Annotated in this window: 15 protein-coding genes; 10 read left to right on the forward strand and 5 right to left on the reverse strand. The window is 65.5% G+C overall.

Features of this window, described 5'->3' with window-relative positions:
- Positions 1 to 28: 28 nt before the first annotated feature.
- Entirely contained in the window at positions 29 to 2,506 is a 2,478-nt protein-coding gene (locus AC1RUR_RS00805; RefSeq protein WP_492840378.1) for a hybrid sensor histidine kinase/response regulator, read from the reverse strand.
- 222 nt (positions 2,507 to 2,728) lie between these two features.
- Between AC1RUR_RS00805 and AC1RUR_RS00810 the strand changes: the two genes are divergently transcribed.
- The 4 genes from AC1RUR_RS00810 to AC1RUR_RS00825 all read left to right on the forward strand — a co-directional run bounded on the left by AC1RUR_RS00810 (position 2,729) and on the right by AC1RUR_RS00825 (position 7,349).
- Positions 2,729 to 3,799: a zinc-binding metallopeptidase family protein gene (locus AC1RUR_RS00810; RefSeq protein ID WP_492840380.1), complete on the forward strand. Its 1,071-nt coding sequence runs from the start codon at positions 2,729 to 2,731 to the stop codon at positions 3,797 to 3,799.
- A 213-nt stretch (positions 3,800 to 4,012) separates the two neighbouring features.
- The gene (locus AC1RUR_RS00815) at positions 4,013 to 6,028 is read left to right on the forward strand and encodes an acetyl-CoA carboxylase biotin carboxylase subunit (RefSeq protein WP_492840382.1); all 2,016 of its coding nucleotides are present in this window, start codon (positions 4,013 to 4,015) and stop codon (positions 6,026 to 6,028) included.
- A 158-nt stretch (positions 6,029 to 6,186) separates the two neighbouring features.
- Positions 6,187 to 7,053 carry an isocitrate lyase/PEP mutase family protein gene (locus AC1RUR_RS00820; RefSeq protein ID WP_492840384.1) on the forward strand — a complete coding sequence of 289 codons (867 nt, stop codon included), beginning with the start codon at positions 6,187 to 6,189 and terminating at the stop codon, positions 7,051 to 7,053.
- Positions 7,050 to 7,349 (forward strand): acylphosphatase, encoded by a 300-nt coding sequence (locus AC1RUR_RS00825; protein WP_492840386.1) that lies wholly within the window; start codon positions 7,050 to 7,052, stop codon positions 7,347 to 7,349. The genes AC1RUR_RS00820 and AC1RUR_RS00825 overlap by 4 nt, the downstream gene beginning before the upstream one ends.
- 131 nt (positions 7,350 to 7,480) lie before the next feature.
- Here AC1RUR_RS00825 and AC1RUR_RS00830 read toward each other — a convergent pair whose 3' ends face one another.
- Positions 7,481 to 8,998 carry a PAS domain-containing sensor histidine kinase gene (locus AC1RUR_RS00830; protein ID WP_492840388.1) on the reverse strand — a complete coding sequence of 506 codons (1,518 nt, stop codon included), beginning with the start codon at positions 8,996 to 8,998 and terminating at the stop codon, positions 7,481 to 7,483.
- Between the two features lie 154 nt (positions 8,999 to 9,152).
- Between AC1RUR_RS00830 and AC1RUR_RS00835 the strand changes: the two genes are divergently transcribed.
- The 4 genes from AC1RUR_RS00835 to AC1RUR_RS00850 all read left to right on the forward strand — a co-directional run bounded on the left by AC1RUR_RS00835 (position 9,153) and on the right by AC1RUR_RS00850 (position 12,249).
- Positions 9,153 to 9,710 (forward strand): GbsR/MarR family transcriptional regulator, encoded by a 558-nt coding sequence (locus AC1RUR_RS00835; RefSeq protein ID WP_492840390.1) that lies wholly within the window; start codon positions 9,153 to 9,155, stop codon positions 9,708 to 9,710.
- Positions 9,711 to 9,726: 16 nt separating this feature from the next.
- A complete protein-coding gene (locus AC1RUR_RS00840) occupies positions 9,727 to 10,392 on the forward strand; it encodes a DUF4166 domain-containing protein (protein ID WP_492840392.1) in 666 nt (221 codons plus the stop codon).
- The gene (locus AC1RUR_RS00845; RefSeq protein WP_492840394.1) at positions 10,389 to 11,825 is read left to right on the forward strand and encodes a TIGR01777 family oxidoreductase; all 1,437 of its coding nucleotides are present in this window, start codon (positions 10,389 to 10,391) and stop codon (positions 11,823 to 11,825) included. Before AC1RUR_RS00840 ends, AC1RUR_RS00845 begins: the two co-directional genes overlap by 4 nt.
- A 76-nt stretch (positions 11,826 to 11,901) precedes the next feature.
- Entirely contained in the window at positions 11,902 to 12,249 is a 348-nt protein-coding gene (locus tag AC1RUR_RS00850) for a hypothetical protein (RefSeq protein WP_492840396.1), read from the forward strand.
- A 17-nt stretch (positions 12,250 to 12,266) separates the two neighbouring features.
- Here AC1RUR_RS00850 and AC1RUR_RS00855 read toward each other — a convergent pair whose 3' ends face one another.
- The gene (locus tag AC1RUR_RS00855; protein ID WP_492840398.1) at positions 12,267 to 13,118 is read right to left on the reverse strand and encodes a LysR family transcriptional regulator; all 852 of its coding nucleotides are present in this window, start codon (positions 13,116 to 13,118) and stop codon (positions 12,267 to 12,269) included.
- A 112-nt stretch (positions 13,119 to 13,230) separates the two neighbouring features.
- Here AC1RUR_RS00855 and AC1RUR_RS00860 point away from each other — a divergent pair, with 112 nt between their 5' ends.
- On the forward strand, positions 13,231 to 13,653 hold the full coding sequence (locus AC1RUR_RS00860) for a tautomerase family protein (protein ID WP_492840400.1): 423 nt from the start codon (positions 13,231 to 13,233) through the stop codon (positions 13,651 to 13,653).
- 45 nt (positions 13,654 to 13,698) lie between these two features.
- Here AC1RUR_RS00860 and AC1RUR_RS00865 read toward each other — a convergent pair whose 3' ends face one another.
- Positions 13,699 to 14,412 (reverse strand): DNA helicase, encoded by a 714-nt coding sequence (locus AC1RUR_RS00865; protein WP_492840402.1) that lies wholly within the window; start codon positions 14,410 to 14,412, stop codon positions 13,699 to 13,701.
- Between the two features lie 199 nt (positions 14,413 to 14,611).
- Entirely contained in the window at positions 14,612 to 15,349 is a 738-nt protein-coding gene (gene lipB, locus AC1RUR_RS00870) for a lipoyl(octanoyl) transferase LipB (RefSeq protein WP_492840404.1), read from the reverse strand.
- Between the two features lie 82 nt (positions 15,350 to 15,431).
- Between lipB and AC1RUR_RS00875 the strand changes: the two genes are divergently transcribed.
- A complete protein-coding gene (locus AC1RUR_RS00875; RefSeq protein ID WP_035714832.1) occupies positions 15,432 to 15,674 on the forward strand; it encodes a FliM/FliN family flagellar motor switch protein in 243 nt (80 codons plus the stop codon).
- Positions 15,675 to 15,678: the final 4 nt, after the last annotated feature.

Genomic DNA, 15,678 nt, shown 5'->3' on the forward strand with positions numbered 1-15,678 from the left:
GCCTCAAGATTTCACAATGAGGATGCGCTCACCTTGCCACCGACAGCTTCTCGGTGATCGCCTTGCGCAGAATCCGCGACAGCGATTCCACCGAATACGGCTTCTGGATCAGCTCGAAGCCGCGATGGGCGTTCTCGGCGAGCACGTTGCTGTAGCCGGAGGTGAGCACGACGGGCAGGCCCGGATAGCGCTCGCGGATGATCCCGGCGAGCTCGACGCCGTTCATGCCGGGCATGATGACGTCGGAGAAGACGAGGTCGACGGCGAATTCGTTCTCGCCGAGGATCGCCAGCGCCGCGTTGGCGTTGGCGACGCGGCGGACGACGTAGCCGAGGTCCTCCAGCAGCTCGGTCGAGAACTGGCCGACGTCGTCATTGTCCTCGACCACGAGCACGCGGTAGCCGCGCCCGGTGGTCGCGGCTTCGCTGGTCAGCGCTGCGGCTTCGTTCTCGGTGGCAGGGCTCTGCGCCTGCGGAAGGTAGATCGTGAAGGTCGCGCCTTTGCCCGGCGTGCTCGTCACCGCGATGTCGCCCTCGGACTGCTTGGCGAAGCCGAACGCCTGGCTGAGGCCGAGGCCGGTGCCCTTGCCGACCTCCTTGGTGGTGAAGAACGGCTCGAAGATGGAGTCGAGATGGTCGGGCACGATGCCGCTGCCGGTGTCCGCGACCGAGATCGCGACATAGTCGCCGCCGCGCGCCGATTGCGCGCGCAGGCTCGGGATGCCCTGCACCTTGCGCACCGCGATGGTGAGACGGCCTTCGCCGTCCATGGCGTCGCGGGCGTTGATGGCGAGGTTGATCAGCGCGGTCTCGAACTGCGCGATGTCGGCGACGGTGAAGCAATCCGCATCCTCAACCTCGACGCCGATCTCGATGCGTCCGCCGACCAGCGGCCGCACCAGTTGCGCCACGCCCTCGACCTGGCTGGCGACATTGAAGATCTGCGGCTTCAGCGGCTGCCGTCGCGCGAAGGCCAGAAGCTGCGCGGTCAGTTTCGAGGCGCGCTCGACGGTGTCCGAGATCGCATCGACATAGCGGCGGCGGCGTTCCTCCGGCAGTTCGCGCCGGCGCAGGAAGTCGGTCGCCGAACGGATGATGGTGAGGAGGTTGTTGAAGTCGTGGGCGACGCCGCCGGTGAGCTGACCGATCGCCTCCATCTTCTGCGACTGCCGCAGCGCTTCCTCGCCGCGGCGGCGCTCGGTGATGTCGACCAGTTCCGGCACCGCGCCCGTGATCTTGCCGTGGCGGTCGAGCACGGGGCGCATGTCGAACTCGAAGTCGCGCTCGCCTATCGGCAGGCGCAGCCGCATCTCCATCCGCACCGCTTCGCCTCTCAGCACGGTTTCGAAGGCCTCGCGCGCGACGGCACTCATCCCCGGGGTTCCCGTGAACCACGGCGAGTCCCAGAACGGCTTGCCGATGACGTCGCGCGCCTCGGCGCGGATGCCAGCGAGCGCGGTCTTGTTGGCGTAGAGCAACTCGCCCGTGAGATTGACCAACCCCTGATACTGGTTGCTGGTCTCCAGGATCGCGCGCAGCCGGGCCTCGTTGGATTCGAGCTCGGCGGTGCGCTCGGCGATGCGCTCCTCCAGCGTCTCGTTGAGCCGCCGGAGCTCGATCTCGGCCTGCTTGGCGGCGGTGACGTCGTGAGCGACGCCGATGAAGCCGATATGCTTGCCGGTCGGATCCCAGCGCGGCTGGGATTCCGAGCGCAGCCAGCGCCATTCGCCACTGGCGTTCTTGTAGCGCGCTTCCAGCACGAAGGGCTTCAGCGACGCTTCACCCTGGACGGATTGCTGGAGCACCTGCGGCAGGTCGTCCGGATGCAGCACCTTGCGCCAGTCGAAATCGATGGCTTCCTCGTAGGGCAGGCCCACGAAGTCGACATAGGCCTGGTTGGCGAAGGATCGCTTGCGGTCGAGTTTCGTGACCCAGATCGGCACCGGCGCGCTGTCGGCGATCAGCCGAAACCGATCTTCGCTCTCGCGCAGCGTCTCACGCGCGAGCATCTGGTCGGTGATATCGATATGGGCGCCGACGAGGCGGATGGCGCGCCCGTCGCGGTCGCGCTCGATCTTGGCGACGACGCGGATCCAGCGGGTCTCTCCGTCACTGGGACGGACGATGCGGTATTCGGCGACGTAGTCTTCGCTGGTCCCGGCCAGCGCGTCGATGAAGTGCTTGACGGTCGCATCCCGATCCTCGGAATGGATGCGGCTGACCCACGCCTCGTGCGATTCGTCGGCGGCCTCGGGAGGCAGGCCGTGGATCATCAGATATTCCGGCGAGCGGCGGTTCTTGAAGCCCTCGCGGAAGTCGACCTCGAGGCCGCCGACCTTGCCGATGCGCTGGATGCGCGCGAGCTCGGCCTCTCGCTCCTGGAGCGCGCGATAGGCATTGTCGCGCTCGCGCGCGACATCTTCGAGGTGCTGGCGCAGCCTTTCGGCGGCGATGGTCTCGGGCAAAGGATCGTTCAAGGCGTCGGCCGTTGTGATGCGGATGCGCACATGCCGGACCGATACTCACACAGACGGAGCGTGATGACCATTGCCTGGAGGGGATAGACTGTCAGGAAAGGCCCGCGGCCAGCCAGAACGCGGTAAGGTCCGGCCAGTCAACGCCGGGTCTGGCAATTTGTTCCTGATATTGGAACGATGGGCGTGCGGATGCGTCTTTGCGAGGCGCCACGACTTTCATTCGTAAAATTCCCTTTTCGGAGAGGCTAAATCTTGAAGCTCTTTGTCTGCCAGTCCTGCGGCAACGTCCTTTATTTCGAGAACCGGGCCTGCGAGCGTTGCGGTCACCTCATCGCCTTCCTCCCGGAGAAGGAGACGATGTCGGCGCTCGAGCCCGACGGGGAGGGCTGGGCCACGCTCTCCGACAAGGGCAAGGGACGCATGCTGTGCCGCAATGCCGAGTACGACGCCTGCAACTGGCTGACGGATCCGGGTGATACCAACGGATATTGTCGCGCCTGCCGCCACAACGGCATGGTGCCTGATCTGTCCGATCCGGCTCAGCTCGCCGGCTGGCGCGAGCTGGAGGTGGCAAAGCACCGGCTGTTCTATTCCCTGATCCGCTGGAAGCTGCCGCTCCAGAACCGGCAGGACAATTCCGGGCATGGCCTGATCTTCAACTTCCTCGCCGACGATCCGAACAGCGGACAGAGGATCATGACCGGCCACGACAACGGCCTGATCACGATCGCGCTCACCGAAACCGACGGCATCGAGCGCGAACGGCGCAGGCTGGAGATGGGCGAGCCTTACCGGACGCTGCTCGGGCATTTCCGCCACGAGGTCGGACATTATTTCTGGGATGTGCTGGTCAGCGAGGGGGGCAAGCTCGACGCATGCCGCGCCGTATTCGGCGACGATTCGGCCGATTACGGTCAGGCCCTGCAGCGCCACTATGCCGAAGGCGCGCCGCCGGACTGGCAGCAGAACTACGTTTCGGCCTACGCCACGACGCACCCCTGGGAAGATTTCGCCGAAACCTGGGCGCACTATCTCCACATCGTCGACACCCTGGAGATGGCTTCCGAATTCGGTATGGAGGTGCGGCCGAGGGTCGATCGCGACGGGGAGCTGTCGACGCGGATCCGGTTCAATCCCTATGAGGCCAAGGACGTCCAGACGCTGGTCGACGCATGGCTGCCCTTCACCTTCGCCATGAACAGCGTCAATCGTGCCATGGGAATGCGCGACCTCTATCCATTCATCCTGTCGCAGCCGGTGGTCGCCAAACTGGACTTCATTCACGCCCTGGTGCGGGACGTCGCCAAGGCCGGGAAGCCGTAGGCCGTCCCCAGGCCCGCCGAGCCCGCTCCCCAAGTCCGTTTCCCCAAGTCCGTTTCCACAAGCCCAGTTCGGTCTTGCGCTGGTACGCCAGAGGGGTCGGATTTAGACCGTTGCCTCCGGCCTATTTTGATGTACCACGGGAGCCGTACGGCCCGTCCCATAGGCCCAACGGCCAGGGAAGGGTCCCGCCCAAGGTCGAGACTCAAGAAAAGCATGTTCAAACGCATTCTGATCGCCAATCGCGGCGAAATCGCCTGCCGGGTCATCAAGACTGCCCGCCGGATGGGAATTGAAACGGTCGCGGTCTATTCCGAGGCCGACCGTGATGCCCTTCATGTCGAGATGGCCGACGAGGCCGTGCTGATCGGCCCGCCCGCCGCCGCCGAGAGCTATCTGGTGATCGAGAAGATCGTGGAGGCCTGCCGCAAGACGGGCGCGCAGGCCGTGCATCCCGGCTACGGCTTCCTGTCCGAGCGCGAGGCGTTCCCACGGGCGCTGGAGGCCGCCGGCATTGTGTTCATCGGTCCCAATCCCGGCGCGATCGCGGCGATGGGCGACAAGATCGAATCCAAGAAGGCGGCCGCCAAGGCCAAGGTCTCGACCGTGCCGGGCTATCTCGGCGTCATCGAGGACGACAAGCACGCGGTGCGGATCTCCGACGAGATCGGCTATCCCGTCATGATCAAGGCCTCCGCCGGCGGTGGCGGCAAGGGCATGCGCATCGCGCACTCGAAGAGCGAGGTCGCAGAAGGCTTCAATCTCGCCAAGGCCGAGGCCAAGGCCTCGTTCGGCGACGACCGAGTCTTCGTCGAAAAGTTCATCGTCGATCCCCGCCACATCGAGATCCAGGTGCTGGGCGACAAGCACGGCAACGTGATCTATCTCGGCGAGCGCGAATGCTCGATCCAGCGCCGCAACCAGAAGGTCATCGAGGAGGCGCCGTCGCCGTTGCTCGACGAGGCCACCCGCCGCAAGATGGGCGAGCAGGCGGTCGCGCTGGCCAAGGCCGTGAACTACGATTCCGCCGGCACCGTCGAATTCGTCGCAGGGCAGGACAAGAGCTTCTACTTCCTGGAGATGAACACGCGCCTCCAGGTCGAGCATCCCGTCACCGAGCTCGTCACCGGCGTCGACCTCGTCGAGCAGATGATCCGGGTTGCCGCCGGCGAGAAGCTCGAGCTTGCGCAGAAGGACGTCACGCTCACCGGGTGGGCCGTGGAATCCCGCCTCTACGCCGAGGATCCGTTCCGCAACTTCCTGCCCTCGATCGGACGCCTGGTGAAGTATCGTCCGCCGGCGGAAGTGAGCCAGGACGGCATCACCGTGCGCAACGACACCGGCGTGCAGGAGGGCGGCGAGATCTCGATCCATTACGATCCGATGATCGCCAAGCTCGTCACCCACGCACCCTCGCGCGCGGCCGCGATCGAGGCGCAGGCCACCGCGCTGGATTCGTTCTATGTCGACGGTATCAGGCACAACATCCCGTTCCTGTCGGCGCTGATGCACCATCCGCGCTGGCGCGAGGGCCGGCTCTCGACCGGCTTCATCGCCGAGGAATTCCCCAAGGGCTTTGCGGTGCGCGTGCCCGAAGGCGAGGTCGCCCGGCGGATCGCCGCGGTCGGTGCCGCCGTCGACCACGTGCTCGGCGAACGCAAGCGCCAGATCTCCGGCCAGTTGGGCGGGCGCATCGTGCAGCGTGAGCGCCGCCGCGCGGTCTGGCTCGATCGCCAGGAGATCCTGCTCGAGGTCGCCCGCGAAGGCGAGGCGATCGCGATCCGTTTCATCGATGCCGAAGGTAAGGCCGGCAACGCGCATCTGCTGAAGTCCGCATGGAAGCCGGGCGATCCGGTCTGGCAGGGCACCATCGACGGCCACGTCGTCGCGGTGCAGGCCCGGCCGGTTCCCAACGGCATCCGCCTGGCGCATCAGGGCGTCGAGGTGCCGGTCTATGTCTGGACCGAAGCGGAAGCGGCCTCTGCGCGGCTGATGCCCGTGACCACAGCCTCCGACACCGGCAAGAAGCTGCTCTGTCCGATGCCCGGCCTGATCGTCTCGATCGCGGTGACCGAGGGGCAGGAGGTCAAGGCCGGCGAGACGCTCGCGGTGGTCGAAGCCATGAAGATGCAGAACGTGCTCCGCGCCGAGCAGGACGGCACCGTGAAGAAGGTCCACGCCAGCGCCGGCGCGACGCTCGCGGTGGACGCGCTGATTCTGGAGTTTGCGTAAAGAGTGTGAGTGGGGCTCTCGCCGGGCCCCGCAAACACCGTCATTGCGAGCGCAGCGAAGCAATCCAGACTGCCCCCGCGGAAAGATTCTGGATTGCTTCGCTACGCTCGCAATGACGGAGTATGTTGCGACGGCGTCGTTCTGATCGAGACAGCACCATGGCCTTCCGTTCCCGCCGCGAGAAACTGCGCTCCATCCTGTCGGGCGCAACTTGTGTCCATCCCGGCTCGGTCTATGACGCGATCTCGATCCGCATTGCCGAGGATCTCGGCTTCCCGCTCGGCATGTTCGGCGGCTCGGTCGCCTCGCTCGCGGTGCTGGGCGATCCCGACATTACGCTGATCACGCTCACCGAGCTTGCCGAGCAGATGCGGCGGATGTCGCGCGCGTCCGCATTGCCGGTGCTGGTGGATGCCGATCACGGCTATGGCAATGCGCTCAACGTGCGCCGCACGGTGCAGGAGCTGGAGACGGCGGGTGCGGCCGGTCTCACCATCGAGGACACGATGCTGCCGGCCGCCTTTGGCGAGGCGAAGGCGCAGCTGATCTCGCTGGAGGAGGGCGTCGGCAAGATGAAGGCCGCACTCGATGGCCGCGGCGATCCCTCGCTGGTCATCATGGGCCGAACCGGGGCTGCCTCGATCACTTCGATCGAGGATGCGATCCGCCGCGCCAAGGCCTATGAAGCCACCGGCGTCGACGCGCTGTTCTTCACCGGCATCAAGTCGCGCGCAGAGCTGGAGGCCATCGTGGCCGCCACGCATCTTCCGATCGTGCTGGGCGGCGCGCCGGACGAATTGAGCGGGCTCGACTATCTCACCAGCCAGCGTGTGCGCATCGCGCTGCAGGGCCATGCGCCGATCGCGGCGGCGACGCAAGCGGTGTACGAAGTGCAGAAAGCGTTGCGCGAGGGTACTGTGCCGAAAAATCTCAAGGGATTGCCCTCGGCGGAGTTGACCAGTCGCGTCATGCGAGAGGCCGATGGAAAGGCGCGTGGCGCCGTTTTTCTCGGACTCAAAAAGTGAGCCAGGCGATCCTCCAGGTGATGATCCGCGGCCGCGTGCAAGGCGTCGGCTACCGCGCCTGGGTCGAGTATCAGGCCACCAATTGCGGGCTGGAAGGCTGGGTCCGCAACCGCCGCGACGGCAGCGTCGAAGCACTATTCGCGGGTGCGCCGAAGCATGTCGCCGACATGGTCGCGCTGTGCCGGCATGGTCCACCGTCGTCGCGGGTGGATAGCGTGACGAGCGAGACGGCCAGTGTGGATGAATTGAACCTGCGTCGGGCAGGGGAGGCATTCTCGGTGCTGCCGACGGTGTAGGCGCGCTTTCAAGAGAGGTCGTCATGCCCAGGCCTGTCCCGGGCATCCACGTTCTTGGTGTCGTGCAGCAGGGCGTGGATCGCCGGGACGGGCCCGGCCATGACGCTGTGGAGGCCTGGTGCCTCAAACAATCACCGCGGCAGCTTCGAGATCGCCTCGCTCAGCTCGTGGATCTCGTAGGGCTTGCGCAGGATCGGGAAGTCGCCGCGCACGTCGGCGGCGGCCTCGCTGTAGCCGGTGGCGAGCAGGATCGGCAGGCCGGGGCGGATCAGGCGCAGGTGATGGGCGAGGGTGAGGCCGTCCATCTTGCCGGGCATCACGATGTCAGAGAATACGAAGTCGACTCCGTTGTGCTCGAGCTCGCGCAACGCGGATTCGGCGTCCGGGACGCGGCGAACGCGGTAGCCGAGCTGCTCCAATAGACCGATGCTGACGACGGCGACATCCGGGTTGTCCTCGACCAGCAGCACCGTGCCGCTGCCGCGCAATGGCATCGCCTCCGCCGCGTCCCGCGGCGGCACGTCCGTTCCGCGCGGCAGCACGATGGTGAAAGTCGTGCCCTTGCCGAGCTCGCTTGCGACCTTCACCGTGCCGCCGGCCTGATGCGCAAAGCCGTGCACCTGGGACAGGCCGAGACCGGTGCCCTTGCCGATCGGTTTGGTGGTGAAGAACGGCTCGAAAATCTTGTCGATGACGTCGGCGGGAATGCCGAGACCGGTGTCGGCGACGTCGATCGCCACGAACTCGCCGGCGAGCAGAGCCTCGTCCAGCACGACATTGCGGGCGCTGATCGTCACCGTGCCGCCGTCGGGCATCGCATCGCGGGCGTTGATGACGAGATTGAGCAGCCCGGTCTCGAGCTCGGAGGCGTCGGCCCTGATCGGCCAGACCTCGCGGTCGATGTCGAAGGCGAGGCGCACGGAGCTGCCGACGCCGGCGTCCAGCACCTCGCGGATCGCCGAGATGCGCTCGGAAAAATCGATCGCCTGCGGGTTGACGCTCTGCCGCCGGGCGAAGGTGAGGAGCTGGTTGGTCAGCGCGGCGCCCCGCTTGGTCGCAGTCTCGATCGCCGAGATCGCGCGCTGCAGCTTGGCATCGTCAGCGCCCCGCTTCAGGGTGTGAAGGCTGCCGCTGATGATCATCAGGAGGTTGTTGAAATCGTGGGCGACGCCGCCGGTGAGCTGGCCGAGCGCATCGAACTTCTGGGATTCGGCGAGCTGCTTCTGCATCGCCTCGAGCTTCAGCTGCGTGTTGCGCCGCTCGGTGATGTCGCGCGTGATCTTGGCGAAGCCGATCAGTTCGTCGTCCTCGTAGATCGGGTCGATCACGACGCTCGCCCAGAAGAAGGTGCCGTCCTTGCGGACGCGCCAGCCTTCCTCCTCGTAGCGGCCTTTGTCCCGGGCGATGCCGAGGGCGCGCGCCGGCTTGCCGTTGGCCCGGTCGGTCTCGGTGTAGAAGCGCGAGAAATGCTGGCCGACGATCTCTTCGGACGAATAGCCCTTGATGCGCTCGCCGCCGATGTTCCAGCTGGTGATGGTTCCCTTGGGGTCGAGCATGTACAGGGCGTAGTCGGCAACCCCTTCGACCAACAGCCGGAAACTGCGTTCGCTCTCGAACAAGTCTCTCTGCTGACTGGACTTTTTTACCATTCCCAACACCCTGCCTCGACCGGTGCAAACGCTCAACAGGTCGTTTGGTTCCCGATCGCTGGGAAGTTTTTAGGCAAAAGCAACGCACGGTATGCACGGGGCAGGCCATCCGGAAGCGCTTGACACTCAATCTCATTCGTCAGATATTTCTGTTATGACAGAAATAACCGGAAAGAAGAAACTCCCCGCCGCCGTCGAGCGCTTCATCCTGCATTGGGGCGACATGGGCGACGAATGGGGCGTCAACCGCTCGGTCAGCCAGATCCACGGGCTGCTCTATCTTGCCGAGGCGCCGATGACGGCCGAGGACATCGCCGACACGCTCGGCATGGCGCGCTCCAACGTCTCCAACTCGATCAAGGAGCTGCTGGCCTGGAATTTGATCCGTCGGGTGCCGATCCTCGGCGACCGCCGCGATCATTTCGAAGCCGAGACCGACATCTGGGAGGTTGCGGCCCGGATCGCGGCGCGGCGCAAGGAGCGGGAGCTCGATCCGGCGATCACGGCGCTCCGGGCCTGCGTGTCCGATGCCGCCGACGATCCGACCATCAATCCGGTCGCCAGCAAACGGCTGAAGGAGATGCTCGCCTTCACCGAGCTCGCCGACCACTGGTTCATGCAAATGCTGAAGGTGCCGCGGCCGCGGCTGGTCGCCCTGATGCGGCTTGGCGAAAAGATCGCCAACCTGCTGCCGCTGGGCAAGGCCAGATAGGGTAGAGGAGGGTGCGATGACGTCGGCTCGATTATCAGGCTCCAGCGCATCTCCCTCCGCTCACACCAAGCTGCTCGACGACCGCCGCTTCCGTGCGCTGCTGTCGGACGAGGATTGGGGCCGCCTGCCGCTCGCGACCTGGCGGCGCTTTTCCAAGCGCGTCGCCGACGGCGACAGCGTCGTCTATGTCGGCGTGGTCGACGAAGTCTCTTTCAGCGATATCGGCTGGTGGTTCGCGCAACTCGCGCGACTGATCGGCGGACCGCTGCCGACCGGCCGTGACACCGGTGTCCCCATGATCGTGACGGTCACCGAGGACGGCGCGAGCGGCGGCCAGACCTGGACCCGCATCTGCGCGCGCAAGCAGGGCTTTCCGCAAGTCATCCATTCGGCAAAACGCTTCGCCGGCCCGACCGGCCTCGAGGAATATGTCGGCTTCGGCGTCTCGATGGCGCTGCGCATCGCGGTCGAGGACCAGGTGCTGACCTTCCGCAGCGCCGGCTACGGCCTCCAGTTCGGACGCCTCTGGATTCCGCTGCCGCAATGGCTCACGCCGGGCGATCTCACGGTCACGCACAGCGATCTCGGCGAGGGCGCCTTCCGCTTCACCCTCGATGTTACTCACCCGCGTTACGGCGCGCTGATCCACCAGTCCGCCGTCTTCAGGGAGGCCGTATCATGACGCCGCTGTTGTGGACCCTTATCGCCATCCAGATCGTGATGGGCGTGTTCGACACCTTCTATCACCACGAATTCACCGAGCGTCTGGCCTGGCGCCCCTCGCAGCGTTTCGAGCTGAAGCTGCACGGCATCCGCAACATGCTCTATGCGCTGTTGTTCCTGATGCTCGGCTGGCTAGAGGTCTACGGCGTGCTGGCGCTGCTGATCGTCGCAGTCCTGGTCGCCGAGATCGTCATCACGCTGATGGATTTCGTCGAGGAGGATCTGAGCCGAAAGCTGCCGCCGAGCGAGCGCATCAATCACACGCTGCTCGCGATCAACTACGGCGCCATCCTGGTGCTGCTGCTGCCGGTGCTGATCGATTGGGCCATGCAGCCCTTCGGCGTGAGCGTCGTGTATCAGGGCCTGCTCAGCATCGCCGCCATCGCCTGCGCGATTGGAGCTGGGCTCTGCGGCGTCAGGGATTTTGCGGCAATGCGCCGGCTCGGCCGCATGAAGAGCGTGCCCGCGCCAGGGCTCGTCGAAAAGCTCCCCGGCCGCAAGACTGTGCTGATATCGGGCGCCACCGGCTTCATCGGCAGCCGCCTTGCGGCGAGCCTCAGCGGGGCAGGGCATCACGTCATCGCGCTGATCCGCAACCCCGCCAAGGCCGAGATGCTGCCGCCGCCGGTGACGCTGATCACCAGCCTCGATCAGCTCGCTTCGGACACGCAGATCGACGCCATCGTCAATCTTGCCGGCGAGCCGATCGGCAACGGCCTGTGGACCGAGGCGAAGCGCGCGAAGATCATCAACTCCCGCATCGACATGACCGGCGAAATCGTCAAACTGATCGCGCGGCTGGACCGCAAGCCCGAGGTGCTAGTCAGCGGCTCCGCGATCGGCTGGTATGGCTTGTGGGCCGATCAGGTGCTGACGGAGTCGGCGAAGTCCCACGCCTGCTTCAGCCACGAACTGTGCGCGGCTTGGGAGATGGCGGCGCGGCCGGCGGAGGAGCTTGGCGTGCGCGTGGTGTACCTGCGCATCGGCCTCGTGCTGGGTACCGAGGGCGGATTCATCACGCGCATGCTGACGCCGTTCGAGTTCGGGCTCGGTGGGCCGCTCGGCACCGGGCGGCAGTGGATGTCCTGGATCGAGCGCGACGACCTCATTCGCCTGATCGCCTATGTGGTGGCGACGCCCGATCTCGCCGGTCCCGTCAACGCCACCGCGCCGATCCCCGTCACCAATGCAAAGTTCACCGAGGAGCTCGGCCGCCGTCTGCATCGGCCCGCCGTGTTCCGCATTCCCGGCGGCCTGTTGCGCCGGATCGGTGGCGGCTTCGCCGACGAGCTTCTGCTGGGCGGTCAGCGTGTGCTGCCGAACAAGGCGCTGAGCCGCGGCTTCGTGTTCCGGCACGAGACGCTGCGCAGTGCGTTCGAGGCGATCTTATGAGGGTGGTGTCATGGCTTGCGATGCTCGTCTTCGCGCGTTCGACGGCTGGTTTCGCGGATGCTTGACTGCGACAGCCGTGCTGGACACGATGATATTTGTCGTCCTCGCTCTGATCGCGCCCGAGCGTAGCCCGAAGCAGGTCGTAGATGACACATTCGCAATGGCGGTTGTCGTCGTGCCGCTGACATTCTTCGTGACCTGTGCCCTCACAAGCGTTCCGGCAGCTGTCTTGATCTGGCTTGGCGAACGTCTGCGCACCCGCGCCATGGTATTCTATGTAGGCTCCGGCGTTGCGGTTGGTGCGTTGTTTTGCGTGTTGCTCTTCAAGGATGTCGGTTTGCTTGGTGTGGCATTTGTTCTCGCCGGTGGTCCGGCTGGGTTCGTTTACTGGCGCGTGGCAGGCCGATACACGGGAGAAGATTAGGGACCGCTGGCTGAGCGCTAAGCCGCCAAGCTCCGGAACGTCGCCGCCACCGCGCGCAACGCCGCGAGCTTGGCGGGATCGCTGACCTTCGAATGCAGCATCACCTTCGAGCTGCCGAGCTTTGGCAGCCTGTGGGCAGGGCCGATGTCGACAAGCCCGTGAGGCGCGATCCGTCGCGCCAGCGGCGCGATCGCGAGTCCCGCGAGCGCGGCGGCGACCACCGCAGTGACACCACCACCCACAAATCGCTCGCGCCAGGTGATGCCGGCCTTGTCGAGCGCGCGCACTGCGATGGCGCGGACACCGCACGGCGGGGCGAGCGTGGCCAGCGGCAGCGGCTCGCCTTTCGGCAGGGTGAAGCGCCGCGATGCGAACCAGCCGAACTCGTCCTCAGTCAGCTTCTCGCCGCCGCGGCGGCTGCCTTCCTGGCGAACGATGACGGCGTCCAGCTCGCCCGCGTCATAGGCATCTTGCATCTCGCGCGAGAAGCCGATGGTGACGGCGAGGGTGAGGTTGGTCGACATCGCGTGCAGGCGTTTGAGCAGCGGCACCAGCTCCGGGCCTGCGGCGTGGTCGGAGATGCCGAGCGAAAGCGACTGCACGGTCGGCGCCTCACCGGACAGCGCGCGGTCATGCGCCGCCATCAGTGCGCGAGCGCGATCGAGGAAGCTCGCGCCATCAGCGGTGAGCCGGACCGCGCGCGGTGAGCGCTCGACGAGGCGCTTTCCGAGCAGCGTCTCCAGCCGCTGAAGCTTGAGGCTGACGGCGGCCTGTGTCGTGCCGAGTGCCTCGGCGGCGCGGGTAAAGCTCTGGAGGTCGGCGACCAGCAGGAAGGCCTTGACGGTGGCGATGTCGAGCGTTGCTGTCATTATGAATAGTTATCACTGGTATCAGGTGAGATAAGATACCCAAATGACGAGGGGAGGTCTAGCTTCTCACCAACGCCGCGCAAATCGCGCGGGCAGCTTGAGGAGAACGACTATGCCCCTGATCACCGTGTCCTATACGTCTTCCCGCCAGTCGCCGTCGCTGAAGGCCGACATCGCCAGCGCTGTCTCCGAACTCACCGCAAAGATCCTGCACAAGGCCCCAAAGGTGACCGCCATCATCGTGAAGGCGGTCGATGCGGGCGACTGGTTCGCCGGCGGCAAGTCGCTCGCCGAGCAGAAGCTGGCCAGCTACTGGATCGACATCCACGTCAGCGAGGGCACCAACACCAAGGACGAGAAGGCGGCCTATCTCGCCGCGATGTTCAAGCGCATGGCCGAAATTCTGGGCCCGCTGCATCCCGAGACCTATCTGCATGTCGACGAGGTCAAGGGCGACGCCTACGGCTTTGGCGGCCTGACGCAGGAGCGGCGCTACATCGCCGGCAAGCTCGAGGTGTCGTTGCAGGCGGCGTGATGACGGGGGCCGCGGGAGAACAATCTCACCCGCGGCCCAAAGCCATCAGCTCGCCGCCCGGAACTGAACTGCGGAATTGTTGATGAAACACGTCTTGTCGAACAGCGTCAGGTCCAGCGGGTTCGGCAGGCGGACATCGCTGAGGTCGGGGCAGGGCTTGACCGAGGAATCATAGGATCGGTCGATCTGCGAGATGAAGACGACGATCAGCCCCTGGTCGCGTGCGAAGGATTTCAGCGCGCGCACCTGAACGGTCAGGTCGGGGTTTTCCCGCCTCTGGTCGAGCAGTTGCAGATAGTCGATCACCACCACCGTGCCGCGGGGTGCAGCGGCCATTTGCTTCACGACGTAATCGGCGCTGATGGCGTCGGAGCAATCGACCTCGAACAGCCCAGTGAATTGCGCCGGCTCCGCGCCGATCGCCCGCAGGCGATCCAGCACGTCTTTCTCGGTGTATTCGAGCGAGAAGAACGCGGCTCGATGGCCTGATTTCATGGCCTCCACGGCGAGTTCGAGGCTCATCAGGGTCTTGCCCTGCCCGGGGCGTGCCCCGACCAGCACCAAATCGCCCGGCTTGAATTGCGGAAACAGCCTGTTCGCCGGTGTTGCTGCCGCGGCTTTCGCCGCGAGCATGCTCCAGGCGGAAAAGCCTTCCGTCGTGGCGACGCGGTCAAGCGCAGCGTGGAGCGGAATGCCTTCCTCGCGGGACAGGCGCTTCGCCTTGCGCTTCAGATGATAGACAGGCGCAGAGAGTCTCATCGTCAAAACCTCCCATTGCGAGCATGATCGCAACCCCTCCTTATGCCTGGCGCTCGAACAGTCGGTCCGATGATCAACTCGCCCGGTATGAAGTCTACTTTCCCGGCGGAGGGGGGAGGCGTGGGCGACACCGGACTCAAATCTAGCCGATTCCGCGCCTGCGGAAAACGGGATCGGCGGGTGTCCAACAGGAATGCGCTCAGGCAATCGCTTCCGACAGCAGCGCGCGGGTCGGCCCGAACAGCTCCTCAAAGGCCTGCCGGAGCGCGACGTCGACGTCGGCCATGGTCACGAGCTGGCCGAGATCGACCAGCGAGGTGACGCCGTAGCGGGGATCGGCGACGCCGCAGGGCACGATGCCGGCGAAATGCGACAGCTCCGGCTCGACATTGATGGCGATGCCGTGGAACGACACCCAGCGCTTCAGCCGGACGCCGATCGCCGCGATCTTGTCTTCATGCTGGGGCCCCTTGTCGGGCCGCTTCACCCAGACGCCGACCCGGTCCTCGCGCCGCTCGCCGCGGACGTTGAAGGCGGCGAGCGTGCGCAGGATCAGCTCCTCTAGGCTCGCGACATAGGCCCGCACGTCCGGCCGGCGGCGCTTGAGGTCGAGCATGATGTAGGCCACCCGCTGGCCGGGCCCGTGATAGGTCAGCTGCCCGCCGCGCCCGGTGGCAAAGGTCGGAAATCGGGGATCGAGCAGGTCGGAGGCCTTGCCGGAGGTGCCGGAGGTGTAGAGCGGGGGGTGTTCGAGCAGCCAGACCAGCTCCGGCGCCTCGCCTGCCGCGATCGCGGCGACCCGCGCCTCCATGGCGGCGACGGCCTCCGGATAGGGCACCGGAGCGTCCGAAATCCGCCATTCCGCGGGCTGGCCGTCGGCGGCGGAAAACGACGTCAAGTCTAGGTCTTGGCGAGGGTTTTGAGGTGAATTAACCATTGGCTAACCATAACGTGGTGATGATCGCAGGTGCAAATGCCAAGTCCATTGGTGTGAGTCTCAAGTTGCGGCGGTCCTGACAGTGCCCACTCTCGATAAAGTCACCGTGGATCTCATGGTCGTCCTCGGGACGACCACCATGCCGATCCATCAGGTATTACGTCTTTCCCGCGGCGCCATCATCGAGCTGGACGCAACCGAGGCCGACGAGGTCAAGGTTTTGGCCAATAACCTGCCGGTCGCTTCCGGCGTCGTGCTGGTCGATCGCAATCGCATCGCGGTCGAGGTCAAGCAGATGCTGCCGCGCACAGCCGGGACCCGATAGCGGC

This window comes from Bradyrhizobium sp. GW821-FHT12B03 (genome assembly GCF_058807535.1).

Coding starts and splice junctions, on each gene's coding strand:
- AC1RUR_RS00815 (WP_492840382.1), top strand. CDS start 4,013: ATGTTCAAACGCATTCTGATCGCCAATCGCGGCGAAATCGCCTGCCGG.
- AC1RUR_RS00820 (WP_492840384.1), top strand. CDS start 6,187: ATGGCCTTCCGTTCCCGCCGCGAGAAACTGCGCTCCATCCTGTCGGGC.
- AC1RUR_RS00830 (WP_492840388.1), bottom strand. CDS start 8,998: ATGGTAAAAAAGTCCAGTCAGCAGAGAGACTTGTTCGAGAGCGAACGC.
- AC1RUR_RS00835 (WP_492840390.1), top strand. CDS start 9,153: ATGACAGAAATAACCGGAAAGAAGAAACTCCCCGCCGCCGTCGAGCGC.
- AC1RUR_RS00840 (WP_492840392.1), top strand. CDS start 9,727: ATGACGTCGGCTCGATTATCAGGCTCCAGCGCATCTCCCTCCGCTCAC.
- AC1RUR_RS00845 (WP_492840394.1), top strand. CDS start 10,389: ATGACGCCGCTGTTGTGGACCCTTATCGCCATCCAGATCGTGATGGGC.
- AC1RUR_RS00855 (WP_492840398.1), bottom strand. CDS start 13,118: ATGACAGCAACGCTCGACATCGCCACCGTCAAGGCCTTCCTGCTGGTC.
- AC1RUR_RS00860 (WP_492840400.1), top strand. CDS start 13,231: ATGCCCCTGATCACCGTGTCCTATACGTCTTCCCGCCAGTCGCCGTCG.
- AC1RUR_RS00865 (WP_492840402.1), bottom strand. CDS start 14,412: ATGAGACTCTCTGCGCCTGTCTATCATCTGAAGCGCAAGGCGAAGCGC.
- lipB (WP_492840404.1), bottom strand. CDS start 15,349: ATGGTTAATTCACCTCAAAACCCTCGCCAAGACCTAGACTTGACGTCG.